This is a genomic window from Novosphingobium sp. PC22D, assembly GCF_002556635.1.
GTDB lineage: Bacteria > Pseudomonadota > Alphaproteobacteria > Sphingomonadales > Sphingomonadaceae > Novosphingobium.
In genome coordinates, this window is the sequence record NZ_MWMO01000001.1 from 1 (window position 1) to 25420 (window position 25420).

The 25420-nt window shown below is 66.9% G+C and carries 20 protein-coding genes and 1 pseudogene; 17 read left to right on the top strand and 4 right to left on the bottom strand.

The window, feature by feature from the left end:
* From B2G71_RS00005 to B2G71_RS00035, 7 genes are all read left to right on the top strand, one after another.
* Positions 1-974: NAD(P)-dependent alcohol dehydrogenase (locus tag B2G71_RS00005; protein WP_206049216.1), on the top strand; the 974-nt coding region annotated here is incomplete at its 5' end.
* A gap of 263 nt (positions 975-1237) precedes the next feature.
* A complete protein-coding gene (locus tag B2G71_RS00010; RefSeq protein ID WP_098103734.1) occupies positions 1238-1912 on the top strand; it encodes a response regulator transcription factor in 675 nt (224 codons plus the stop codon).
* Positions 1912-2928: a HAMP domain-containing sensor histidine kinase gene (locus tag B2G71_RS00015; RefSeq protein ID WP_346426920.1), complete on the top strand. Its 1017-nt coding sequence runs from the start codon at positions 1912-1914 to the stop codon at positions 2926-2928. The genes B2G71_RS00010 and B2G71_RS00015 overlap by 1 nt, the downstream gene beginning before the upstream one ends.
* Positions 2929-3133: 205 nt before the next feature.
* Positions 3134-4096, top strand: a complete 963-nt coding sequence (locus B2G71_RS00020) for an efflux RND transporter periplasmic adaptor subunit (RefSeq protein WP_240529929.1) — start codon at positions 3134-3136, stop codon at positions 4094-4096.
* A 4-nt stretch (positions 4097-4100) separates the two neighbouring features.
* Positions 4101-7184 (top strand): CusA/CzcA family heavy metal efflux RND transporter, encoded by a 3084-nt coding sequence (locus tag B2G71_RS00025; protein WP_098103737.1) that lies wholly within the window; start codon positions 4101-4103, stop codon positions 7182-7184.
* Positions 7177-7476, top strand: a complete 300-nt coding sequence (locus tag B2G71_RS00030; RefSeq protein WP_098103738.1) for a DUF3240 family protein — start codon at positions 7177-7179, stop codon at positions 7474-7476. Before B2G71_RS00025 ends, B2G71_RS00030 begins: the two co-directional genes overlap by 8 nt.
* A complete protein-coding gene (locus tag B2G71_RS00035; RefSeq protein WP_098103739.1) occupies positions 7473-8705 on the top strand; it encodes a TolC family protein in 1233 nt (410 codons plus the stop codon). Before B2G71_RS00030 ends, B2G71_RS00035 begins: the two co-directional genes overlap by 4 nt.
* Before the next feature lie 52 nt (positions 8706-8757).
* Here the strand turns inward: B2G71_RS00035 and B2G71_RS00040 are convergent, their stop codons facing one another.
* Positions 8758-9645: an AraC family transcriptional regulator gene (locus tag B2G71_RS00040; protein ID WP_098103740.1), complete on the bottom strand. Its 888-nt coding sequence runs from the start codon at positions 9643-9645 to the stop codon at positions 8758-8760.
* 171 nt (positions 9646-9816) lie between these two features.
* On the opposite strand from B2G71_RS00040, the pseudogene B2G71_RS24785 reads away from it, so the two are divergent.
* The 3 genes and pseudogenes from B2G71_RS24785 to B2G71_RS00050 all read left to right on the top strand — a co-directional run.
* Positions 9817-10155, top strand: a pseudogene (locus B2G71_RS24785) (SDR family NAD(P)-dependent oxidoreductase); the annotation flags it as partial.
* 100 nt (positions 10156-10255) lie between these two features.
* Positions 10256-10753: a hypothetical protein gene (locus B2G71_RS24790; RefSeq protein WP_346426925.1), complete on the top strand. Its 498-nt coding sequence runs from the start codon at positions 10256-10258 to the stop codon at positions 10751-10753.
* A gap of 80 nt (positions 10754-10833) precedes the next feature.
* Positions 10834-11820, top strand: a complete 987-nt coding sequence (locus B2G71_RS00050; protein ID WP_098104360.1) for an aldo/keto reductase — start codon at positions 10834-10836, stop codon at positions 11818-11820.
* Between the two features lie 171 nt (positions 11821-11991).
* Here B2G71_RS00050 and B2G71_RS00055 read toward each other — a convergent pair whose 3' ends face one another.
* The 3 genes from B2G71_RS00055 to B2G71_RS00065 form a co-directional block, all read right to left on the bottom strand.
* Positions 11992-13254, bottom strand: coding sequence for an FAD-binding oxidoreductase (locus B2G71_RS00055; protein ID WP_098103741.1), 1263 nt, complete (start codon positions 13252-13254; stop codon positions 11992-11994).
* Positions 13251-13856: an NAD(P)H-dependent oxidoreductase gene (locus B2G71_RS00060; protein WP_098103742.1), complete on the bottom strand. Its 606-nt coding sequence runs from the start codon at positions 13854-13856 to the stop codon at positions 13251-13253. The genes B2G71_RS00055 and B2G71_RS00060 overlap by 4 nt, the downstream gene beginning before the upstream one ends.
* Positions 13857-14199: 343 nt before the next feature.
* A complete protein-coding gene (locus B2G71_RS00065) occupies positions 14200-14829 on the bottom strand; it encodes an XRE family transcriptional regulator (RefSeq protein ID WP_098103743.1) in 630 nt (209 codons plus the stop codon).
* Between the two features lie 144 nt (positions 14830-14973).
* On the opposite strand from B2G71_RS00065, the gene B2G71_RS00070 reads away from it, so the two are divergent.
* The 7 genes from B2G71_RS00070 (at position 14974) to B2G71_RS00100 (ending at position 25401) form a co-directional block, all read left to right on the top strand.
* Positions 14974-16953 carry a serine hydrolase domain-containing protein gene (locus B2G71_RS00070; RefSeq protein ID WP_098103744.1) on the top strand — a complete coding sequence of 660 codons (1980 nt, stop codon included), beginning with the start codon at positions 14974-14976 and terminating at the stop codon, positions 16951-16953.
* A 10-nt stretch (positions 16954-16963) separates the two neighbouring features.
* A complete protein-coding gene (locus B2G71_RS00075; protein WP_098103745.1) occupies positions 16964-17965 on the top strand; it encodes a dipeptide epimerase in 1002 nt (333 codons plus the stop codon).
* Between the two features lie 275 nt (positions 17966-18240).
* Positions 18241-20442: a TonB-dependent receptor gene (locus B2G71_RS00080; protein WP_168176200.1), complete on the top strand. Its 2202-nt coding sequence runs from the start codon at positions 18241-18243 to the stop codon at positions 20440-20442.
* Positions 20443-20454: 12 nt separating this feature from the next.
* Positions 20455-21504, top strand: coding sequence for a DUF1611 domain-containing protein (locus B2G71_RS00085; protein WP_098103747.1), 1050 nt, complete (start codon positions 20455-20457; stop codon positions 21502-21504).
* The gene (locus B2G71_RS00090; protein ID WP_098103748.1) at positions 21501-22628 is read left to right on the top strand and encodes a hypothetical protein; all 1128 of its coding nucleotides are present in this window, start codon (positions 21501-21503) and stop codon (positions 22626-22628) included. The genes B2G71_RS00085 and B2G71_RS00090 overlap by 4 nt, the downstream gene beginning before the upstream one ends.
* Positions 22625-24217, top strand: coding sequence for a serine hydrolase (locus B2G71_RS00095; protein ID WP_098103749.1), 1593 nt, complete (start codon positions 22625-22627; stop codon positions 24215-24217). The genes B2G71_RS00090 and B2G71_RS00095 overlap by 4 nt, the downstream gene beginning before the upstream one ends.
* Positions 24214-25401 carry a membrane dipeptidase gene (locus tag B2G71_RS00100; protein ID WP_098103750.1) on the top strand — a complete coding sequence of 396 codons (1188 nt, stop codon included), beginning with the start codon at positions 24214-24216 and terminating at the stop codon, positions 25399-25401. The genes B2G71_RS00095 and B2G71_RS00100 overlap by 4 nt, the downstream gene beginning before the upstream one ends.
* Positions 25402-25420 lie beyond the last annotated feature (19 nt).

Consider the following 25420-nt stretch of genomic DNA (forward strand, 5'->3'; position numbering starts at 1 on the left):
CCACAACAGCTCGCCACAGCCCGCCGCGAATGGCCCTGCGCCGTCCCAGAGCCAAAATCGCATTGTTCACGGACGACTCGCTCAACTTTCGCGACGGCCTTGTCGTGAACGGTTTCTTCCCGACGTTCGACGGCATCGTCCCGCTGTCCGACGCGTCCTGCGAAGTCGTCGAGACGGGGGCAGGCGTGGATGCTTTCGCGGTCGGCGATCATGTCATCAGCACGTTCCACCCCAAGTGGCTCGACGGCCATATCGAGAAGTCGCAGTTGGACAATTCTCCGGGCGGGCCTGCCGACGGCTTCGCCTGCGAATTCGCGACCAGGCCCGCAACGCACTTCACGCGCGCGCCGCGCGGGCTTTCGCACTCCGAGGCGGCCACTCTGCCTTGCGCGGGGGTCACGGCCTGGCGTGCGCTGATCACCGACGGTCGGGTCAAGCCGGGCGCGAGCGTCGTCACCATCGGCTCCGGCGGCGTTTCCCTGTTCGCCGTCCAGTTCGCGAAGGCCGCGGGCGCTCGCGTCATCGCGCTCTCCTCGACGTCGTCCAAGCTCGATCGTCTGAAAGCGATGGGGGCTGACGAGACGATAAACTATCGCGAGGTCGAAGACTGGGGGAAGGCCATTCTCGAACTAACCGGCGGTGTGGGCGCCGATCACATTGTCGAGGTGGGCGGCCCCAACACCATGCCGCAGTCAACGATTGCAGCCCGAACCGGGGCGCACATCGCGATCGTCGGCGCGGTTGCGGGGTTTGACGTCGACACCATGCCTTTCGCGATCGTGCAGGCCAAGCGACTGCGTCTGCAGGCAGTCACCGTCGGGAGCCGGCGCGACCAGATGGAGATGGTGGCCGCCATTGAAACCTCGGGCATCCGGCCGGTCGTCGACCGGACGTTTCCAATCGCCTCGCTTGCGGAGGCGTTCCGCTATCAGCAAGCCGGTGAGCTTTTCGGAAAAGTCTGCATCGATATTTGATGGTTGCCCGATCGGCTGCGGCGCGACCGATCGTGGATGCGCCTCCTGATACGCAGATCGGGGCTGCGTTGTACGTCTCCGGGCGGATTGACGGTGTCGGCGCCGGGAGGACAGCCGATTCTTCGCACCTCCACGACTTCTTCACGCGGCAGGAGGCACCTGCTGCGTTCGCGCCGCGATCTCGGAATGCGGCTTGTGTCAGCGTTCGGTCATCCTAATGCAGCAGGTTCGCCTTCTTGAGAGGGAAAGCCCGGATCATTCGCATGCGAGTGCTGATCATCGAGGATAATGCGCGGCTCGCCCGGCTGACGGCGGAGGGGCTGCAGCGGCGCGGGCTTTCCTGCGATATCGCGCAAACGCTGGCGCTGGCATCGGATTCGCTCGACGTGGCGTTGTTCGACTTGCTGATCCTCGATCTCGGCATGCCCGATGGCGACGGGCTGGAATGGCTGCGCGCCGAACGGCGCAGGCGCGATCTGCCGCCCGCGCTGATCCTGACCGCGCGCGATGCGCTGGAAGATCGCGTTGCCGGGCTCGATGCCGGTGGCGATGACTACGTCGTCAAACCCTTCGACCTGGACGAACTCGCCGCGCGGGTCCGTGCATTGCTGCGCCGCCCCGGACCGCGCGCGCCCGCCATACTCGAAGTCGGTGCATTGAGCTTCGACCCGGGCAGTCGCATGGCGGCGGTCGCCGGCAACGCGCTGGAACTGTCGCGGCGCGAGGCCAATCTGCTCGAGCTGCTGATGCGCCGCGCGGGCACGGTGGTGCGCCGCGAGGCGATCGAGGACGCGCTCTACAGTTTCGACGAGACGGTAACTCCCAACGCGGTCGAGGCAGTGGTGTCGCGCCTGCGCCGCAGACTGGCGGAGGGCGGTGCGGCCGACATGCTGCATACGGTGCGCGGAGTGGGATATCTGCTACAGGACCCGGCCTGATGCGGCGCTCCTCCATTTCCCGCCAGCTCACCCAGGGGCTTGCCCTTGTCGGGCTCGTCGGGACGCTGCTGCTCTTCCTCTTCGTCGCAATCGAATATGGCATGACCTTCTCGACCTTCTTCGACCGTGAGGCGCTGCCGCGCGTGATCCACGAATTGTCGGAACATGTGCTGATGCCGGTGCTGGTGCTGATCGTGCCGATGACGCTCGCCGCGCGCTGGGTGATCCGGCGGTCGCTGGCGCCGTTGGCCGATGCCGCCGAACGAGTCGATGCCGCTCCCGAAATGGCGCGCGGCTTTCGCATCGAAACCGGGCAATTGCCGCTCGAAGCCGTTCCCTTCGCGGATTCGGTCAATGCGCTGCTCGCCCGGCTCGACCGGGCGGCAGGCGATCAGGAGGCGTTCGCCGCCGACGTCGCGCATGAACTGCGCACGCCGCTGACGCTGCTCGCGCTCGAAATGGACCGGCTCGATCCTGACACCGCCGCGCCGCTGCGGCGTGACATCGCCCATATGCGGCGGCTGGTCGACCAGTTGATGCTGCTCGCCCAGATCGATGCGGACAATGCGGCGCAGATGCCGCAAACGCCGATCGATCTCGCCGAACTCGCCGCCGACGTCGCCGGGCGGCTTGCGCCGCTCGCGGTCTCTCAGGATCGGTTGATCGCCGTCGAAGGCAAGGCCGCGCAGTGCGTGCGGGGCCGGCGCGAGGCCCTCGCCGCCGCGCTGCGCAACCTGATCGAGAATGCGCTGCGCGTAACACCGGCTGGCGGCACGGTGACGCTGCGCGTCGGGCCGGACGCGACGATCGCGGTGTGCGACGAAGGCGAGGGGCTGAGCCGGGAGCAGCTCGACCAGCTTGTCCGCCGTCACCGTCGCGGCGATCATGCCAGTGTGGACGGTGCCGGGCTGGGACTGGCGATCGTCGCGCGGATCATGGCCGCGCATGGCGGCAGCGTCACGGCCGAACCGGAGCACAGGGTGGTGCGGCTGCAATTCGCCCCGGATACGAAATAGCCGGACCGTCAGGCGGTCGTCAGCTTGGCCGGCCTAGGCATCCGGCATGGCTCAGCAGCGAACTCGTTGGATCGGCGGTGCAACCCTTGTCGCGGCCATTGCCGCCGGGGGGTGGTGGTTTCTCGCAAGCCCTGATGTGAGCCCGCCGCCCGCGGAATCGGCGACTGCCGAGCCAGCAGCCTTGCCCGAAACGCTTGAACTCCCGGTGGATCAGGCGCGTGCGATCGGGCTCGAATGGGCCGCTGCCAAGGCAGCCGAACAGGCGCCGGTCGCAACGCTGAACGGCACGGTCGAACCGCCCGCCAACGCCCGCGTCGCGGTGACGGCGCTGTTCGGCGGCGTGATCGAGCACAGCTATGTCGTCGAAGGTGCCGCCGTCCGCAAAGGCCAGCCGCTCGCTATCGTCCGCAGCCCCGAAATCCTGTCGCTCCATTCCGACCTGGTTCGCGCCCGGGCTCGGCTCGGCATAGCGCGCTCCACAGCGCAGCGGCTCGACCAGCTCAGCGACGCCGGCGTGATCGCCGGAGCGCGCGCCGAGGAAGCACGCGCTTCACTGCGCGAAGCCGAGGCGGATGTTGCCGAGAAGCGCCGCATCCTGGCGCTGGCGGGCGCTTCGGGCAGTGATGGCGGCTATCGGCTGCTCGCCCCGATAGCGGGGCGCGTCACCAGCGTTAGCGCGACCACCGGCGACCGGCTGGACGGCGGCGGCGCTCCGTTCGTGATCGACGCGGCGGGTGCCTATGAAGTCAATGCGCAACTGCCCGAGCGGCTCGCCGGACGCGTCCATCCCGGCATGCAGGTGCGGCTGGGCGACGTGACCGGCACGGTATCCTCGGTCGGCACCACGATCGATCCGGAAACCCGTTCGCTGCTGCTCAAGGCGCGCATGCCCGCCGGGCCGGGCGTGATTTCGGGCGGCACCGTGACGGTGACCGTGCTCGGCCCGGCGCCGTCGGGCGCGGTGACGGTGCCCGCTTCGGCGGTCACGCCACTCAACGGCGCGGACACGGTGTTCGTGCGCACGCGCGACGGTGTCGCGATACGCAGAGTACAGCTCGGCGAGGGCAGCGCCGACGACATGGCGCTGGTGCTTTCGGGACTGAATCCGGGCGATCAGGTGGTGAAACGCGGAACGAGCGAGATCAAGGCGCTCGTGCTCGCGCAGTAAGCCGATGCTGCGTTCGCTCGTCGCCGCCGCGCTCTCATACCGCCTGCTCGTACTGGCGCTGGCGGCGGTCGTCGCCGGGCTCGGCGCCTGGGCCTTTTCCACCCTGCCGGTCGATGCCTATCCCGATATCGCGCCTACCCAGGTCAAGATCATCCTGAAGGCGCCGGGCATGACGCCAGAGGAAGTCGAAACGCGCGTCATCACGCCGATCGAGATGGAAATGCTGGGGCTGCCCGATCAGGCGATCCTGCGCTCGACGGCGAAATATGCGATCGCCGACATCACCATCGATTTCAACGAAGGTACAGACATCTACTGGGCGCGCCAGCAAGTCGCAGAGCGCCTGTCGGGCGTGACAGGCGACTTGCCGGCATCGGTCGCGGGCGGGCTCGCGCCGATCTCCACGCCGCTGTCCGAAGTCCATATGTTCACCATCGAAGGGCCGCTCAGCCTGCAGGAAAAGCGCACGTTGCTCGACTGGACGATCCGTCCGGCGCTGCGCACCGTGCCCGGCGTGGCGGACGTCAATGCGCTGGGCGGCGCGGTGCGGACCTTCGAAGTCCGTCCCGATTTCGCCGCGATGGCGCAGGCCGGTGTCAGCATTTCCGATCTGCGCGACGCGATCGAAAGCGGCAATCGCAACGACGGCGCTGGACGCCTTTCCACGGGCGAGGAGGCGCTGATCGTCCGTGCGGTCGGCGCGATCCGGTCGACCGGTGACCTCGACTCGGTGGTCGTCGCCAGCCGTCCCGCAGGGATCGTCCGCGTCGGCGATCTCGCCACCGTCACCACCGGCAGCCTGACCCGCTACGGCGCCGTGACCAAGGACGGCAAGGGCGAGGCGGTGGAGGGGCTGGTGATCGCACTGCGCGGCGCCGATGCGCGCAAGGTGGTCGAGGGCGTGCGCGAGCGCATCGCCGAACTCGAAAAGACGCTGCCTCGGGGCACGACCCTGTCGGTCTTCTACGACCGCTCCGACCTCATCACCCGCGCCGTCGGCACCGTCGAGGAAGCGCTGCTCGAAGCCACCGTGCTGGTAGTGATCCTGCTGATCCTCTTCCTCGGCGACTGGCGCGCGGCGGCGATCGTCGCGGTCACGCTGCCGATGGCGGCGCTGATCACCTTCCTCTTCATGAAGGGAATGGGGCTCTCGGCCAATCTGATGAGTCTCGGCGGGCTCGCCATCGCGATCGGGATGCTGGTCGACGGCGCGGTGGTGGTGGTCGAGAATATCGTCGAGCGGCTGAGCCATGAGGCGGAGGGCAGCCATCCGCGCCTCAACAAGGTGTTTCGCGCGACCAGCGACGTGATCGTGCCGGTGTCGGCAGGGATCGTCATCATCGCGCTGGTGTTCCTGCCGCTGCTCTCGTTGCAAGGGCTCGAAGGCAAGCTGTTCGCGCCGGTGGCGCTGACCATCGTCTTCGCGCTCGCCGGATCGCTGCTGCTCGCGCTCACGCTCGTGCCGGTGCTCTCGTCCTTCGGCCTGCGCGGGCATCATGGCGATCCTTGGATCATGCGGCAAATGGCGCCGCGCTATCGCGCGCTGCTCCATGGCGCCTTTGCGCGCAAGCCGCTCGTCTACGGCCTGTCCTTCCTCGGGCTGGTGCTCGCGGTGCTCGCCTACGGCGGTGTCGGCAAGACGTTCATGCCGACGATGGACGAAGGATCGGTGATCCTGCAGACGACCAAGCTGCCGACGATCGGCCTCGATCACTCGGTCGCGGGCGACCTCGCCGTTCAGCGCGCGGTGATGGCGAAGGTCCCCGAAATCGAAAGCATGATTACCCGCGTGGGTTCGGACGAACTGGGGCTCGATCCGATGGGCCTCAACGAAGCCGACAACTTCGTGAAGCTCAAGCCGCGCGAGGAATGGCGCGGCGACAAGGATCTGATCATCGCCGACATGCGCGCCGCGATGGAGAACGTGCCGGGCATCGAACCGACCATCACCCAGCCGATCGAGATGCGCGTTTCGGAAATGCTCACCGGCGCGCGGGGCGATCTGGCGGTCAAGATTTTCGGGCCGGACACCGTTACGCTCGCCGATCTCGCCGGACAGATCCAGGGCGTGCTGCAGGGCGTGCCGGGTGCGGCGGAAGTGATGACCGTCGCCAACGATCAGGTCGATTATCTCCAGCTCCGCATCGATCGTGCCGCCGCCGGGCGCTACGGCATGCCGGTCGACATGCTGCAGGATGCGATGAGGTCGCAGGTCGAGGGCGTCCATGCCGGCATCGTCGCCGAAGGACAGAAGCGCGTGCCGATCGTCATTCGTGGCGACGAAGCGCTGCGCAGCGATCCGGTGCGCTTTACCGATGTGATGGTGCGCACCCCCGCCGGCGTGACGGCGCGCGCCAGTGACATGGCGCAAATCGAGCGCGTCGAAGGTCCGGTGAAGCTCGATCACGAAAACGGCTCGCGCTATGCGCTGGTGCAAGCCTTCGTCTCCGGGCGCGATCTGGTCGGCTATGTCGACGAGGCGCAAGCGGCGGTGGCGGCGAAGGTGACGCTGCCCGCCGGATACCGGCTCGTCTGGGGCGGTCAGTTCGAGAACCAGCAGCGCGCCTCGGCGCGGCTGATGCTGGTGATCCCGGTTGCACTGCTGCTGATCTTCTTCGTGCTGTTCGCGACCTTGCGCTCGCTGCGCGCATCGATCCTGATCCTCGCCAACATTCCCTTCGCGATGGTCGGCGGCATCGTCGCGCTCTGGTTCTCCGGGGAATATCTCTCGGTGCCTGCTTCCGTGGGTTTCATCGCTTTGCTCGGCATCGCGGTGCTCAACGGGCTCGTGCTGGTCGCTTATTTCCGGCAACTGCGCGCCGAAGGCGTGCCGCTTGCCGAAACCGTGCGGCTCGGCGCCGAGCGGCGGCTGCGTCCGGTGATGATGACCGCGACGATCACGGCGTTCGGGCTGGTGCCGTTGCTTTTTGCCACCGGGCCGGGATCGGAAATCCAACGACCGCTCGCGGTGGTGGTGATCGGCGGACTGATCACCTCGACGCTGCTGACGCTTATCCTGCTGCCGATCCTCTACGAACGCTTCGGTGAAGGCCGCGAAGAGCGTGAGGAGGAACTGGTCGATGGCTGACGTGCTGCTCACCATTCACTGCGCGCCGTCCGACGCCACCATGATCGCCCGCGCGCTGCGCGACGCGACCGGCGTTGCCGTGCACGAAATCGGCGAAGCCGTGCACGGCCATGACTTCGGCGATGCCGACACCGCCGAGCAGGTGTCGGGCGAATTGCGCCGTAGCCTGTTGCAACTGCTTGTCCCGCAGGACCGGGTTGATGCGGCGCTCGATGCGGCGCGCACCGCGCGGCGTCGCCTGCCGATGCGCTGGCATGCCGTCGCGGCGCTCGCCAGCGGGAGAATCGAATGAAACACCCCCTTGTTCTCGCCGCGCTGCTGTGCACCGCCGCGCCTGCCCTGGCGCAGCGCGCCGATCTGCCGCCCGAACCGGCCATTGCCGAAGCGCTCGACAGCCACCCTTCGGTGGAGGCTGCCGCACAGCGTGTCGAGGCGGCGCGCGCAGAAGCCGGGATGCTCCGCCGCGGCCCCCATGAAGTGACGGTGAGCGGCAGCTATCTGCGCCGCAGCGTCGATCGCGAAGGCGGGTTCGACGAATTCGACGGCACCGTAAGCCGCGCCTTCCGCCTGCCCGGCAAGGCGCGGCTCGACCGGCGCACCGGCGAACTCGGCATCGAAGTCGCCGAAAATGTGCGGGAGGATGCGCGCCATCAGGCCGCGCTGATGCTCTCCAACCGCTGGCATGACTGGCTGGTCGCAAGTGCGCTGGTGCGGCTGGATACAGAGGCGGTCGCCAATTACGGCAGCGAGTTGGGCGCGATCCGCGACAGGGCCGATGTCCGCGACGCGTCGTGGCTCGATGTCGACCAGGTCGCATCCGCACTCGCGCTCGCCGAAACGCGGCTGGCGGATTCGCGCGCGGCCGAGGCGCAGGCGCGCGTCGCGCTCGCGAGTGCCTTTCCCGGCCTGCCGCTGCCCCCGCAGGCCCCGCCGATGGCCGTACCCGAACTGCCGCCGGAAAGCATCGACGCGCTGCGCGAACTGGTGATCGCCCGCAGCCACGAGATCGGCGCCGCGGCACGCGATGCCGAGCGGCTCGATGCGGTCGCGATGCGCACCGAGCGCGACCGCATCGCTGATCCCTCGGTCGGCGTGCGGCTGTTCAGCGAGCGCAGCGGCGCCGAACGCGGCGCGGGGCTGGTCTTCTCGCTTCCGCTTGGCGGCGGATATCGCCGCTCCGCCGCCGACCAGGCGCGGGCACAGGCCGGTGCCGCGCGGTTCGATGAGGCGCGTGTCCGCCGCGAAGTGGAGGAAACCGCGCGGGGCGATGCCGTCGCCGTGGGTGCACGCATGACCGCATGGCAATCAGCGGTTCGCGCGGTCGCGGCCGCCTCCTCCGCTTCGCGGCGATCCGACAGTGGCTATCGGCTCGGAGCAATCGACATGGCCGACATGCTCTATGTCCGCCGCCAGGAGATCGAGGCCCGCCGCGCCGAGATTCTCGCCCGCGGCCAGGCGCTGCGCGCGATCCTCAAGATACGCATCGATTCGCACACGGTATGGGCCCCCGAGGAGGGCTGAAGCCTGAAGCGACGCCCCGATCCCGACCTGCCGAAGATCGCGCGCCGCGCAGCTAGGCGAGCGACTCGACCGCGGCGAGATGGCGAAGCCGTCCTGCATCGCGAGCCGGAGGAAGCCCGAACATGCGCGAATATTCGCGGCTGAACTGCGACGCGCTTTCGTAACCAACCGCGAATGCGACGCGCGCCGCGTCGTGATCGGCGACAAGCAGGCGTCTTGCCTCCTGCAGGCGCAAGGCCTTCTGGTACTGCAGCGGCGTCATCGCGGTCGCGGCGCGGAAATGGCGATGAAAGGAGGCGACGCTCATGCCGGCGATAGCGGCCAGCGCATCGACCCGCACCGGCTGGTCGAAATGCTCGCGCAGCCAGCCGATAGCCTGGCGCACTTGGCTGAGACGGCTGCCTTGGCGCGCCGCCTGCCGCAGCAGTCCGCCTTGCGGGCCATGCAACACCCGATAGAGCATCTCGCGCTCGATCAGCGGCGCCAGGGCGGCGATGTCGCCCGGCGTGTCGATGAGCGCCAGCATGCGGGACCAGGCGTCGAGCAGTTCCGGCGTCATGGCGCTGACCGCAAAGCCAGAGGTCTGGGAGCCGGACACGTCGGGTTCGTCGCCAAGCAGACCGGTCAGGCAATCGAGATCGAGCGTCAGCGATACGGCGATGTAAGGCTTGTCCTCACTGCCATCGATGACGCAGCCGGCCGCAGGCAGGTCGATCGAGCCGACGAAGTAGCTTGCGGTGTCGTAGCGAAGCCGGCGGTCGCCGATCATCACTTCCTTGGCACCTTGGAGCACGACCACCAGGATCGGCTGGTAGAGAGTTAGCGTGGGCATGCTGGCGGCTTGCTGCACGTGGATCTGGACACGGGGAAGCGCCGAGGTGCGATCCGCACGCGCGTGTCGTACGGCGCGTTCGCGAAGCAAACGGAGTCGTTCCTGCATGCGCGATGCTCTCGATCACCGACTGTTCAATCGCAAGAGCCTCGTGCCGATCCGAGCATCGTTTGAGACGATCAGGCAAGAATTCGCGAGGATCGGGCGCGCGTGCCGGCGCATGGCCGACCACATCGCGTATCAACGGCTGCATCAGCATTTCACGGAATGGAGACGAATATGACGGAACAGTTTGGCGCGGAAACCACGACGGATGAAGTGCTCGACGGCGTGGACCTGACCGGCAAGCGCGTGCTGGTGACCGGTGTTTCGGCTGGCCTGGGTGTCGAGACGGCACGAGCGCTGGCGGCGCACGGCGCGGCGGTGGTCGGCGCCGCGCGCGATCTCGACAAGGCACGGCGTGCGACGGATGGCGTGGTGCAGGGCGCGTTCGAGCTGGTGGAGCTCGACCTGGCGGATCTTGCCAGCGTGCGCGCTTGTGCCGACGCCCTGGTGGCGGACGGCCGAGCCTTTGACCTGATCATCGCCAACGCGGGCGTGATGGCCGCGCCGCAGGGCAGGACCGCCGACGGTTTCGAGACCCAGTTCGGCACCAACCACCTCGGCCACTTCGTTCGTCAATCGCATCGCCTCGCTGCTGCGCGACGGCGGACGAGTGGTGAGCCTTTCCTCTGCCGGGCACGGCATTGCCGATGTCGATCTCGACGATCCCAATTTCGAGCGGACGCCGTACGACCGCTGGGTCGCCTATGGCCGGGCCAAGACCGCGAACGCGCTGTTCGCGGTCGAGTTCGACCGGCGCCATCGCGACCGTGGCGTCCGCGCGACCTCCGTCCATCCCGGCGGCATCAACACCGAGCTGGGCCGGCACATGTCGCAGGAAGAGATGGACGCGCTTGTTCAGCAAATGGACGCGGCGGGGGAAGGCCCGTCCTTCAAGTGGAAAACCATCCCACAGGGCGCGGCGACCTCGGTCTGGACAGGCGTGGTCGCACAGGCGGACGCGGTCGGCGGACGCTATTGCGAGGACTGCCACGTCGCCGATGTGTCCCCCGGCCAAGGCGTTCTGCCGGGCGTGCGGCCCTACGCGGTTGACCCCGACCGAGCCCGAGACCTGTGGGCGAAGAGCGAGGAAATGGTCGGCGAGCAGTTCTGAACTGCACCGCGAAATCTCCACGTGAACAGCACTCAGACGGCAGCATCGACACACTGCCGCACCGAAAGAGGAACGACATGATGAAAATGCGCAAACTTGGGTCCCAGGGGCTCGAAGTATCGGCACTCGGGCTCGGATGCATGGGTATGTCCGAATTCTACGCCGGCCGCGACGAGGCGGAATCGATTGCCACGCTCAATCTTGCACTCGATAGCGGGCTGACCTTCCTCGACACGGCGGACATGTACGGCGTCGGCGCCAACGAAGAGCTGGTCGGCCGTGTGGTGCGCGAGCGGCGTGACCGGGTGGTCGTCGCCACCAAGTTCGGGAACGTCCGTGGCGAGGACGGCAGTTTCAAGGGCGTCAACGGTCGGCCCGACTATGTTTGCCAGGCCTGCGACGCGAGCCTGAAGCGGCTCGGGATCGAGGTGATCGACCTCTATTATCAGCACCGCGTCGATCCCGAGGTGCCGATCGAGGAGACGGTCGGCGCGATGGCGCAACTCGTCCAGGCGGGCAAGGTCCGGTATCTCGGCCTGTCTGAAGCCGCTCCGGACACCATCCGGCGCGCGCATGCCACACATCCGATCAGCGCGCTGCAGACCGAATATTCGCTGTGGAGCCGCGATCCGGAAGCGGAGATCCTGCCAACGGTGCGCGAGCTCGGCATCGGCTTCGTGCCCTACAGCCCGCTGGGCCGCGGCTTCCTGACAGGTCAGTTCAAGTCGCCCGAGGATATTCCCGCCGACGACTATCGCCGCAGTTCGCCGCGCTTCCAGGGCGAGGCTTTCGCGAAGAACCTCGCGCTCGTGAGCGAGATCGAGACGATGGCCGCGGCCAAGCGCTGCACCCCCGCGCAACTTGCGCTCGCCTGGGTGCTGGCGCAGGGCGAAGACATCGTGCCGATCCCAGGGACGAAGCGGCGCACCTATCTCAAGGACAATCTCGGCGCGCTGGATGTGACCCTGATCAAGGACGACCTTGCACGGATCGACGCGATCCTGCCGCCCGGCGCGGCCGAGGGAACGCGCTATGCCATCCCGCAAATGGCAAGCCTCAACCTGTAGGCGCAATCGCTTGTTGCGCCGCGCCCGCAAGCCGCGATCGTTTCGTCCGCCGCCTCCTGCCACGCCCTTCGAAATGAACGAGGTGCGTTCCAGCGGGCGGCTGACGGCCGCTCGACGGTGGCTTCGTCGGCTCAGCAAGCCATCGTCGCTGCCCAGGCACGCGCTTCTGCTTCACTGAAAACGGTAGGGGCTGAAGCCGTCACGGTCGGCGTCCTCGCTGCCGTTGAGTTCCCGCGTCAGTATATCGGCCCCCAGGCTCGCGAAGGCGATGCCGTTGCCGCCGAACGCGGCGGCAAGCCAGAGATGCGGCATGCCGGTTGCTGGTCCGATGGCGGGCAGGCCGTCAGGCGATGACCCGAAGGTTGCCGCCCATTTTCGCTCGACAGTGATGGGGCCGGTGCCCAGCAAGGCCTCCAGTTTCGCGGCGATTCGTCCGGCCTTTGCGCCGATCAGACCGTCGCGGCCCCCTCCCTCGGCAAGATCGATATCCTCGCCGCCCGCTATGATCCGGCCCAGCCGGTCGGTGCGAACGTAGAGATAGGGGTCGGCCGCCTCCCAGATCATCGCGCCTTCGCGCCAGAGCGGGGCGGTCCCCGCCGGCGTCGCGATTGCGAAGGTCGCGTGCAGGCGGAAGGCCGGCGGCAGGAATAGCGCCGGTCGCTCATAGCCGGTCGCCAGAATGACGTCGCCTGCATGGCACCGTCGTCCGTCGCCAACCTCGACAATGATCCCGTCATCGACGGGATGCAGCGCCACGACATCGACAGGCCAGGTCAGGCTCGCGCCTGCCTTCTGCACGCGGTCCAGCATTGCGTGGCAAACGCGGACCGGTTCGATATCGAACCCGCCTTGCGAAACGATCGCTGCCCGCGGCGCGATCCCGAAGCGCCGCGCGACATCCTCCGCTGCCAGGAATTCGGACGGCAGACCATGCCGGCGGTGCATCCGTGCTTCTTCCGCCAGCCCGGCTTCGTCGAGCACATTGCTCGCGAGGTAGACGGTCGGGCATTCGCTGCGCGCTTCGGCCAAACCGAGAGAATCGATCCGCTTGCCGAGCGTCCGGACGGATTGGTAGACACGCCGCCATCGCCGGGCGGCATTCGCCTCGCCGATGGTCCGCGCGAGATGGATCATCGGCACGTCCATTGCCCACATGACCTGGGCGGTGGAGGCAGCCGTGCTGCCGGAGCCGGGCGGACGCCGGTCGAACATCGCGATCTGCTTTCCTTCATCGATCAGACGTTCGGCGAGGACGGAACCGACGATCCCGCATCCCAGGATCGCGACATCGACGCGCGCGGAAGGAAAGGGGTTACAGTGCGGAACATGCCATTCCGCCTCGCGCCATGGCACGCTTCCGGTTCGCAGATCGTGCGCTTCGGTGAGCGCAAGCGAAGCAGGCTTGTCGGTCCGCCGATCCGACGCCGGCTTCATCCGGGATAATTGTTTTTGGTGAGCAGCCCCGCCAGATGCGCGGCATTGCCAGCCATCATCTTCGCGGTCTGCGTCACTATCTTGGGAGTACCGTCAAGATCCTTGAAGTCGGTCGATCCCATGGCCTCGCCGACCCAATAACAGGCGCCGACGGCGGGAATAGTCCAGCCGACGTCGTTGAGCGCCTGGAATATCTGCGCGCAGGAGAAATGCGCGCCGTCTTCGTTCCCGACGATCGCGGCGACGGCGACTTTGCCGTAGCTGGGCATCCGTCCTTGCTCGTCGGTCTCGGAAAGGAACGCGTCCATGCGTTCGAGCACGCGCTTGGCGATGCTGCTGATCTGGCCCATCCAGATCGGCCCGCCCAGAATCAGGATGTCGTGCTCCAGGATCTGGGTTCGCAAAGCCGGCCAGTCATCGCCATCGCCTTCATCGGAGGTGACACCCGGCTTGATGTTCAGCGCCGCCACGCGGACGGGGTCGGTGACCTCGACATTACGCTGGCGGAACGCGTTCGCGATTACCGCCAGCATGGCGTCGGTCGATGAACTACTCGAAGGGTCCGTCTTGAGCGTGCAATTGAGCGCGAGGGCCTTCACCATTGTCTGCATTGCCTTTCGTGTCGAGTTCTCAAGCCAAGCTTGTGATCGCAAGAAATCCGGCGCCGATCAGCCGGTTCATTCCGCGCTACGGGTCTATATAGGAATCCGGCGCAGGCGATTTGTTCCGGCCCTTCCGGTCAACCTGTGACGAAATGGCGTCCGGTCGGGACGAGGCCAGAGGTCAACCTGCTCGTTTGCGGCAACGCCTTCCACCTGCTCGAGGCCAGGCAATGTACATTGCGGCCTCCGGCCTCGCTCGGACCAGAGCGTGCCGCGCGGTTCTAAGGGTATGGCGGTGCGGCGGCCCCCGCTTCGTCCCGCCGAAGCCCGGATCGCCGGCAGATCAGGCGGCGACCTCGCCGTGCAGGCTCATCAGCGAATCCATCAGCCCCTCGTCGGCGCTCGAGCACACGCCCAGCACCAGCGCCTCCTCGCATCCCGGCGCGACGAGATAGGCGTGGCCCATGGTGGAATCGATATAGATCGATTCGCCCGGCCCCAGTTCGACGCTGTCGTAGAATTCGGTGTGCGCCACGATACGTCCTTCGATCACGTAGATCAGCTCCTCGCCATGATGGCGCACCAGGTCGCCGAATTCCTCGGTGCTGCGCGCGCGGATGCGGGTTAGGATCGGAATCATGCGCTTCCTGCGCAGATCCGTGCACAGATAGTGATAGTCATAATTGTCCGTCTCGACGCGGAACGCCTTGTCGAGGCTGCCGATGCTGCGCCGCGCGGTGACCGGGGGCGGGTCCGCCTGCCGATCCTCGGCGAACAGATCCGACATGCGCATATTGAGGCGGCGGCTGAGCTGCTGGAGCTTGTCATAAGTCAGCGTCAGCCGATCATGCTCGACTTTCGACAGAGTCGAGACGGGAATGCCGCTCTGCGCGCTCATTTCCTTGAGCGTCCAACCGCGTTCGGCGCGGATTCCACGGAGCACCGCGCCCAGCGTCGGCTGATCGCTGCTCATTCTTCCCGCTCCCGCCGTGAAAGCCAGTTTGACAATTTTCCAAATAGGATCATTATGTCCTCATCAGGCTAATCCTGTGTCAGATCAGGTTAGGCCCAACTGCCATCGAGCGCAACTGCGACAAGTCGATACAGGGGATTGGCGATGCGACTAGTGCGAAAGTTTCTGGGTCTCGCGGCTTTGCTGGCGTTCGCGCCGCTGGTGGCGCAGGGGCCCGCGCCGCAGCCGAAAGTTGAAACCGAATCGAGCGCCGCGGTGGCAGCTGCGCCTACCCCCGGGGGCGGGCATGCGCTGACGGCGGACGACCTTTCCGCCTGGCTCGACGGGCTGGTACCCTACGCGCTGGCACGCGGTGACATCGCGGGCGCCGTCGTGACGGTCGTGCGTGGCAACGAAGTGCTGTTCGAGCGCGGCTACGGCTACGCCGATGTCGCCAAGCGCAAGCCGGTTTCGCCCCAATCGACCCTGTTCCGTCCCGGATCGGTGTCGAAGCTGTTCACCTGGACCGCCGTTATGCAACTGGTGGAGCAGGGCAAGATCGATCTCGACGCCGATGTGAACGCCTATCTCGATTTCGAGATTCCGTCCTACGACGGCAAGCCGATCACGATGCGCCAGATCATGACGCACACGGCAGGCTTCGAGGAAAGCCTGCGCCACTTGATCGGCGATGATCCCGCCACGGTCATGTCGCTCGACGACTATGTCCGCGAGGGTCGTCCCGAGCGGGTCTTCGCGCCCGGCACGACGCCGGCCTATTCCAACTATGCCACGGCGCTTGCGGGCTACATCGTCCAGCGACGGTCGGGAATGCCGTTCGACGACTATGTCGAGCAGAAGATCTTCGCGCCGCTCGGCATGGCGGACTCCAGCTTCCGCCAGCCGCTGCCCCGAACGCTCGCGCCGATGATGTCCAAGGGGTATGAACTGGCGACCAAGCCTGCCAAGCCCTACGAAATCGTCTATCCCGCGCCGGCCGGCAGCCTGGCCTCGACCGGTGCGGACATGGCGAAGTTCATGATCGCCCACCTCAACGGCGGCGGCCCGCTGATGTCGCCGCGGACAGCCGCGATGATGCACGATTACCGTGCGCCGGGGATCGATCACCTCGACACGATGGCGCTGGGTTTCTACGAACAGTGGGTCAACGGGCATCGTGCCATCGCCCATGGCGGCGATACCGACAATTTCCATTCCTATCTATGGCTGTTTCCCGAAGAGAAGATCGGCATCTTCTTCTCGATGAACAGTCAGGGCACGCCGGGCAGCTCGCTCGCGGTGCGCGGGGCGCTGTTCCACCAGTTCGCCGATCGCTATCTGCCCGGGCCCGAGCCCAGGGGTCAGGTCGACGAGGCCACCGCGCGCGAACATGCGGCGATGATGGCGGGCAATTACTCGAGCAGCCGCGGCCCGGTGCGCAACTTCCTGAGCATCCTCGATCTGCTCGGCCAGACGACGGTGAGCGTCGATGGCGACGGCAAGCTGGTGATTCCCGGTGTGCCGAGCCTCGCGGATCAGCCGCGCGACTGGGAGGAGGTCGAACCCTTCGTCTGGCTCGATCGCTCGACGGGCGAGCGCCTCGCTGCCGAAGTGAACGGCGGCAAGGTCACACGCTTCAGCACGGACATGTTCTCGCCCTTCACCGTGCTCATGCGCGCGCCCTGGCAGTATAACGCGGCATGGCTGCTCCCCGCGTTGATGCTGGCGCTCGGGATCGTGGCGATTACCGCGATCGCCTGGCCCTGGGCGGCGGTCGCGCGGCGGCGTTACGGCGTCGCGCTGACGCTGGAAGGGCCCGCGCGCCTTTCCTATCGCCTCAGCCGCGGCTTCGCCTGGCTCGCACTCGCAGCGATGCTCGGCTGGATAGCGCTGGTGACGGCGATGATGTCGGATCTCAACGCACTGGGCGGCACTTATGACTGGGCGCTGTACCTGCTCCAGATCCTGACGCCGATCGCGTTGCTCGGTCTCGTCGGACTGGCGGGCTGGTATGGCTGGACGGTGTGGACCGGTGGCCGCAAGTGGGGCGCCAGGCTGTGGAGCGTGCTGCTCGTGCTCTCGGCCTTGCTGCTGCTCTATGTCGGCTTCGCCTATCACCTGATCGACTTCGGCACGCGGTATTGAGGCCGGGCCGATGACCAAGCGAAGGACGCTCGAAGTCCGTGTGGAGCATTTCCCCTATGCGCAGCCTTTCCGGATCACCGGCCATGTCTTCACCGAAACCGCGGTGGTGGTGGCCGAGATCTCACAAGGCGCGGATCGCGGGCGGGGCGAGGCTGCCGGAGCCTATTATCTGAAGGACGACGTCGCCGCGATGACCGGGGCGATCGAACGGGCGCGCGAGGCCATCGAAGCGGGTGCCGACCGCAGCGCTCTGCAGAAATTGCTGCCGCCCTGCGGCGGACGCAACGCGCTCGATTGCGCGCTTTGGGATCTGGAGGCGCAGCAGAGCGGCCGGCCGGTGTGGCAACTCGCCGGGTTGCCCGAACCGAAACCCTTGCGCACCACGCTGACCATCGGCGCGGACGAGCCCGGGCGCATGGCCGATGCGGCGGCGGCGCTGGCCGATGCGACGACGCTCAAGCTCAAGCTGACCGGCGAAGCGGCGCTCGATGCCGCGCGCGTGGAGGCGGTGCGTGCCGCCCGGCCCGATTGCTGGATCGGTGTCGATGCCAATCAGGGGTATTCCGCCGGCGCGCTGCCGGCGTTGTTCGCGACGCTCGAGCGCCATGGCGTCGCGCTGCTCGAACAGCCGCTTGCGCGCGGCGCGGAGGCGGGCCTGGACGGCATCGAGCGCGCCATTCCCGTCGCTGCCGACGAAAGCGCGCTCTCGCTCGCCGAGACCGACGCGCTCGTCGGCCGGTTCGACATGGTCAATATCAAGCTCGACAAGTGCGGAGGGCTGACCGAGGGAATCGCGATCGCCCGGCGCGCCCGCGAACTGGGGCTCGACGTGATGGTCGGCAACATGATGGGGTCGAGCCTGGCTATGGCGCCTTCCTATCTGCTCGGCCAGCTCTGCAAGGTGGTCGACCTCGACGGGCCGACGTTTCTCGCCCGCGATCGCGATCCGGGCGTTCGCTATCAGGCCGGAAACATTCACTGCCCCTCCCAAATATGGGGGTTTCCGCGTTGAGCCGCTCAATTTTCTAACGGGGTTGACAGTTCTCTGATTAGGACAATAATCTCCTATCTGAGATAAGTGTTGCGGGAGAGTCGGCGCCATGGGGCAGAGGTCCTGAGGCGGCTCGAGAAGCATCGCATCTCCGGGATCGAAGCCTTTTGCCCACCGTTCGGGCGCGGGTGACGACCGGCGGACCGAAGGCGAGACTTCGCGAAGGCAAAGGGGGCGGCCGGGTTCGTGCGCAAGGTGCGGGCGATATCCGCTGGCAAGACATGGGGACACGCGCAATGAAGAAGCATCGGTTACTCGCCTGGACCGCGTTGCCGCTGATCGGCACCGCCATGCCGGCAGTGGCGCAGGACGCGGCCAACGCGCCGCGCGCGATCAATCAGAATCAGGAAATCGTCGTCACCGCACAGAAGCGCGAGGAAAGCCTGCTCGACGTTCCGCTGTCGATCAGCGTGATCGAGGGTGAGGCGCTGCAGCTTCGGGGCGCGTCGTCGCTGACGGACTATGCGTCGTTCGTGCCGGGCATGGAAGTCAACAGCGGCGGCACGCCGGGACTCGCGACGGTGACGCTGCGCGGCATCTCGGCGACGACCAGCGCAGCGGCGGTCGGCTTCTACATCGACGATGCGCCGGTCGGGTCGAGCAGCCTCTATGCGCGGGCGACCGAAATGTCGCTCGATCTGCTGCCCTATGACATTGCGCGCGTCGAAGTGCTGCGCGGTCCGCAGGGGACGCTTTACGGCGCCAGTTCGATCGGCGGACTCGTCAAGTATGTCACCGTCAAGCCGAGCCTCGACCAATTCGGCGTGCGCGGCGGGGCGGAGGTCTTCGCGATCGACGGCGCGGGCGATCCGGGCTGGGCGGGACAGGTCATGTTCAACGCGCCGCTGGCGACCGGGAAACTGGGCGTCACCGGCAGCTTCGCATGGCGCACGTCGCCCGGCTGGGTCGACAGCGTCAACAATCCCGATCTTTCCGACCAGAACCGCTATGAACAGCGCGGCGGCCGCGCGAGCCTGCTCTACGAGCCGACCGACAGCCTGACGATCATGCTGAGCGGCATCTGGCAAAGCACCGATGCCGACAGCAACGGCCAGATCGCGGCCGATCTGACCGGCGCCCGGCTGGGCAATGGCCGGTCGTACAACAACTATGTCGCCGAACCTTTCGTATCGAGCCTCGATTACTATGCGGCATCGCTCGACTACGACTTCGGCGGCGCCTCGCTCACCTCGACGACAACGTACAGCCGGCGCGACATCGATCAGACGCGCGACGCCAGCCTGGTCTTCGGCACGCTTTTCCCGCTGCTGACCGGCGGCGCGATCGAGCCGGGCATCACGCCCTATCCCAATTCGGTGTCGCTCAAGAAATGGACCGAGGAAATCCGCCTCGCCTCGTCGGGCGGCGGATCGTTCGAATGGCTCGTCGGCGGCTTCTACACGCATGAGGACAGCACGCAGGACCAGATCGTCCACGCATACGACATGGCCGGCAACCTGATCGCGCCGCTCGATCCGCTCGCGGTCGTCTCGCTGCCCGCGACGTACGAGGAATATGCCGTTTTCGGCAATGCCACCGTGCATTTCAACGAGATGTTCGCGATCACGGGCGGCCTGCGCTGGGCGCGCAACGAACAGGACTTCCGCCAGATCAGCTCTGGCGCGATCGTGCCCCCCGCCGATGATCCCGGCACGTCGAGCGAGGACGTGGTGACGTTCAGCGTCAGCCCGCAGGTCTTCCTCGGCGACGATGCGATGTTCTATGCCCGTGTCGCCACCGGCTATCGTCCCGGCGGGCCGAACGTGATCGTGGAGGGCGTTCCACCCAGCGTCGATTCGGACAAGGTCACCAACTACGAAGTGGGGTTCAAGGGCGTGCTGGCCCAGGGCATGGTCACGCTCGACATCGCCGGCTTCTACATGGACTGGGAGGACATCCAGGTCACGCGCGCCTTTGGCGGGATCAGCGGGCTCGCCAATGGCGGAACAGCGACGAGCAAGGGAGTCGAGGGCGCGATGACGGTCACGCCGATGGCCGGACTCCGCTTCGGCTTCAACGCCGCCTATACCGACGCGACGCTGACCGAGGACGTTCCCGAGATCAGCGGCTTGGACGGCGATCGCCTGCCCAATGTCCCCAAGTTCAGCGGGTCGGCGCGAGTCGATTACACGGCCGACATCGGCAGCGGCGACACGCTCGCGCTCGGGATCGGCGTCCATCATTCCAGCAGCCGCTTCTCGCTGGTGGAGAGCGATCCGCTGGTCGCGAAGGCCAAGCCCTATACCTCGGTCGAAGCCAATGCCGGCGTGACCTTCGACGGGCATTGGACGCTGCGCGCCTATGTCCGCAACCTGTTCAACGACAAGGGCGAATTGTCGCGATCGCTGACGGCCGACGGCCTCAACGTTCCATCCTATCTGGCGATCACGCCGCTGCAGCCGCGCACCGTCGGCCTCGCCGCCGACTTCACCTTTTAAAAGCGGATCATCATGAACGCACCGTTCCAAGCCCGGGCCGCGGAGCCCCTGTTGCTGCCGCGTCCTTATCTTCTCTTCCTCGGCGATACGCGCAATCCGGAATTCGCCAAGACCGCCTTCGGTCTGCGCGACTGGGCGGGCGAGCTGTGCATCGGCGAATATGGCGTCGAAGGGTGCGAGGTCACGACCGGGCTGCCAAACATGGCCCCGCGCGAGGCCTATGGCGCCGGCGCCAGGTCCGTGGTGATCGGCGTCGCCAATCAGGGCGGCGTGATCAACGCCGATTGGGTTCCGGCGCTGGTCGAGGCGCTCGAGGCCGGGCTCGATCTGGTGAGCGGACTTCATGCCCGCCTCGCCGACGTGCCCGCGCTCACCGACGCGGCACGCAGGCACGGCCGCCGGCTGATCGACATCCGCACGCCGCCGCCGGGAATTCCCGTCGCGACGGGACGCAAGCGCAGCGGCATGCGGCTGCTGACCGTCGGCACCGATTGCGCGCTGGGCAAGAAGTATACCGCGCTTTCGCTTTGGCGCGCGTTCGCGGCTCGCGGAATCGAGGTCGATTTCCGCGCGAGCGGCCAGACCGGGATCATGATCGCGGGCTCGGGCATTCCGATGGACGCGGTCGTCGCCGATTTCGAGGCGGGCGCGGCCGAAATCCTCTCGCCCGACGCTGATCCGGCGCATTGGGATGTCATCGAGGGACAGGGATCGCTGTTCCATCCGGCCTATTCGCCGGTGTCGTTGGGGCTGCTGCATGGCAGTCAGCCCGATGTGTTCGTGGTCTGCCACAGCCCCCTGCGATCGCATGTCGTCGGGCTCGAAGACTATCCGTTGCCAAGCGTCGAGGAGGTGATCGACCTCACGCTACGGCTTGGCCGCCGGGTCAATCCGGCGATCCGGTGCGGCGGTGTCGCGCTCAACACCAGCGAAATGGCGGAGGCCGACGCGCACGCGCATATCGCCGCGGAGGCCGGGCGGCTGGGCTTGCCCGTGGCCGATCCGATCCGCGGCGGCGCGGCATTCGACGCGCTGGTCGACGCCTGCCTGGGGCCGGCATGAGCGAGCGGGTGGCAGGGGCAAGCTGGTTCCAGCGTTTCCTGCTGCCCGGCTTCGCGCTGAAGGCGTTCATCATCGGTGGCGGCTATGCCACCGGACGCGAGCTCGCCGAATATTTCATGGGGTCGGGCCCGAGGGGCGGGCTTGCGGGCATGGTCCTGGCGATGGCGATGTGGAGCCTGATCGCGGCAGTCACCTTCGCCTTTGCCCAGATGACGCATGCCTATGACTATCGCGCCTTCTTCTTGCGGCTGCTCGGCCCCGGCTGGCGCCTGTTCGAGTTCGCCTATCTCGTCTTCATCGTTCTCGTGCTCGCGGTGTTCGGCGCCACGGCCGGGGCGATCGGACAAGCGATGTTCGGCTGGCCGAGCCTCGTCGGTGCCGTGTTGCTCGCCGTCGCGATCCTGTTCGTGACCTCGTTCGGCGAGGCGACGGTCGAGCGATTGTTCAAATTCGCGTCGATCACGCTCTACGGCGTCTATGCCGCGTTCCTGCTCCTCTCGCTTTCGAGCTTCGGCGATCGCATTCTCGCCGGGTTCGAAACGCCCGCGCCGAGTGATGGCTGGATCACCGGCGGGATCACTTATGCCAGCTACAATATCGTCGGCGCCGTCGTCATCCTGCCTGTGCTGCGTCACCTCACCAGCCGGCGTGACGCGCTGATCGCCGGTGCGCTCGCCGGTCCGCTGGCAATGCTGCCCGCGATCCTCTTCTTCATCTGCATGGTCGGCTTCTATCCCGGCATCGGCGAGGAGACGCTGCCGTCGGACTTCCTGCTCGGCCGCCTCAACGCCCCCGTCTTTCACTGGGCGTTCCAGGGCATGATCTTCATCGCGCTGCTCGAAAGCGGGGTCGGCGCGGTCCATTCGATCAACGAGCGCGTCGCGGGCCTGTTCGAGGCGCGCGGGCGCCGTTTCGGCGCCGGTCCGCGCGCGCTTCTCGGCGGAGCCTTGCTGGTCGGCTGCATGTTCGTCGCCGACCGCGTCGGCCTCGTCGCGCTGATCGCCGGCGGCTATCGGCTGCTTGCCCTATTGTTCCTCATCATCTTCGTCCTGCCGGTACTCACTCTCGGAGCAGCACGCCTGTTGCGGGCCCCGGCACACCCTTCGGAAGAGGCAACCGCATGATCCAGACCCTTCGCCGCGCCGTCGCGCTGCCCGCGTTGCTGCTCGCCGCGCTGCCCGGCACCGCGCTGGCAGATCCGCCCGCGGGCTTCGCCGCGCATGTCGAGCAATTGCGCCAGCGCAGCGGATCGCCGGGCATCGCCATCGCCATTGTCGAGCACGGCGAACCGGCGTTGGTGCGCGGCTGGGGCGTGCGCGAGATCGGCAAGCCGGCGCCGGTCGACGCCGATACGCTGTTCCAGATCGGCTCGTCGGGCAAGGCGTTCACCGTCGCCGCGCTCGCGCTGCTGGTCGATCGCGGCCAGCTCGGCTGGGACGACAAGGTGATCGACCATATCCCGTGGTTCCGCATGTACGATCCCTGGGTTTCCAACGAGATGACGGTGCGCGACCTGCTCACCCATCGCAGCGGTCTCGGCCTCGGCCAGGGCGACCTGCTGTTCGTGCCGCGCGCCTCGCTTTCGCGCAAGGAAACGGTGGAGCGGCTGCGCTACATGAAGCCGGCGACGAGTTTCCGCTCGGGCTATGCCTATGACAATATCCTCTACACCGCCGCCGGGCAGTTGATCGAGGAGGTCACCGGCAAGCGCTGGGAAGATTTCATCACCGACGAATTGCTGCGCCCGGCGGGCATGGACCGCGCCACGGCGACCAACGAAGCCCGGCTCGCCGATCCCAATCGCGCGCATCCCCATGCGCGGGTGAGCGGCGTGATCCGGGGCGACGGCCCGATCACCGCGCTCGACGAACGCAAGGTCTTCATCAGCGCCAACGCCGCGCCCGCCGGCGGTCTCGCGCTGAGCGCGACCGAGCTCGCCCGCTGGCTGCAGATCCAGCTCGGCCACGGCGCGCTGCCCGAGGGCGGGCGCCTTTTCAGCGAAGCGGCCGCGAAGGAGATGTGGACGCCGGTGACGCCGATGCCGCTCGCCGCCTGGCCCGCGCCGATCGACGCCGCGCTGCCGAGCTACAACAGCTATGCGCTCGGCTGGACGGTCGAGGACTATCACGGCGTCAAGGTGATCGAGCATGGCGGCGGCGTCTACGGGTCGATCACGATGGTCGTGCTGCTGCCCGATCAGGATGTCGGTTTCGCGATCGTCGTCAATTCCGAGGAATCGGAGCTGCGCCGCGGCCTGATGTACGAGCTGCTCGACCACTACACCGGCCGCGCGCCCGAGGACTGGTTCGGCCGGTTCGACGAGTTCATGAACGCGATGGTCGCGGGCGGCAAGGAAGCGCTCGCCGCTTCGCATTCCGAGGCGGCCAAGGTAGGCCCCTCGCTGCCGCTCGAGCGCTATGTCGGCACCTATCGCGATCCCTGGTATGGCGATGTCAAAATCGGCCGCGACGGCGACCGGCTGACGATCGACTTCACCACGACGCCGGACATGGCCGGGCGGCTGGAGCATTACCAGTATGACAGCTTCGTCACCCGCTTCAGCGACACCGACATCGAAAACGCGATCGTGACCTTCCAGCTCAACGACGACGGCTCGGTCGATCGCGTGAAGACGCGCGTCGAAAGTCCGATCGCCGATTTCAGCTATGACTACCGCGATCTCGATCTGCGGCCCGTGGAGACTGCGAAATGAAACGCCTGATCCCCTTCACCGCGCTGCTGCTCGCCGGATGCGCGACCACGCCGATACCGACGCTGGAACAGGCGAAATCGCTGCACGACCGGTTGATCGTCCTCGACACGCATCTCGATACGCCGCTTCATTTCCAGCGGCCGGGATGGGATTTCGCCGCGCACCACGATCCGGCGACGGACCTGGTGCAGGTCGATATGGAGCGGATGGAAGAGGGCGATCTCGATGGCGGATTCTTCGCCATCTACACCGATCAGGGGCCGCTGACGCCGCAAGGCTATGCCGACGCGCTCGCTTTCGCGCGCAAGCGCTCCGATCTGATCGACACCACGCTCGCACGCTATCCCAAGCGGATCGCGCGGGTGACGACGGCCGGAGAGGCCCGCGCGGCGGCCACGGCGGGCAAGCTCATCGCCTTCAAGAGCATGGAGAACAGCTATCCGCTCGGCGAGGATCTGGCTCTGATGCGGGAGTTTCACGATCGCGGCGTGCGGCTGATGGGACCGGTCCACGGCGCCAACAACCAGTTCGCCGACAGCGCGACCGATAAGCCCAGATGGCATGGCCTCAGCCCGCTCGGCCGCGAGTGGGTGAAGGAGGCCAATCGGCTGGGCATCGTCATCGACGCGAGCCATTCTTCGGACGAGACGTTCGACCAGATGCTCGCCCTGTCGACCGCCCCGATCCTGCTGTCGCATTCGAGCGCGCGCTGGGCCAGCGATCAGCCGCGCAACCTCGACGACGATCGCATCCGCGCGCTGGCGGCGAAGGGCGGCGCGATCTGCGTCAGCACCATCTACCTGTCCGAGATGCACCTGGGCCCCGAGCGCGCGAAGCTGTTCGAAGCCTATGAGCACATGGATACGATGACGCCCGCCGAGCAGGCCGATCTGGCCCGCCAATGGCGTGCGCTTGACGAGACCGAACCAATGTGGAGCGTCGATTTCGAACGGTACATGCAGCAGGTGCTCCATGTCATCGCGGTCGCTGGCGTCGATCACACCTGTTTCGGCGGCGACTGGGACGGCGGCGGCGGCTTTCCCGGCTTCGACGACATCTCGGCGTTGCCGCAGGTGACGCAGCGGCTGCTCGAAGCCGGCTACAGCGAAGCGGACCTCGCCAAGATGTGGGGCGGCAACATCCTGCGGATCGTCGAAGCGGCGCAGGCGAACCCGGGAGAGTAGGCCGGCTCGCCCCGGATAG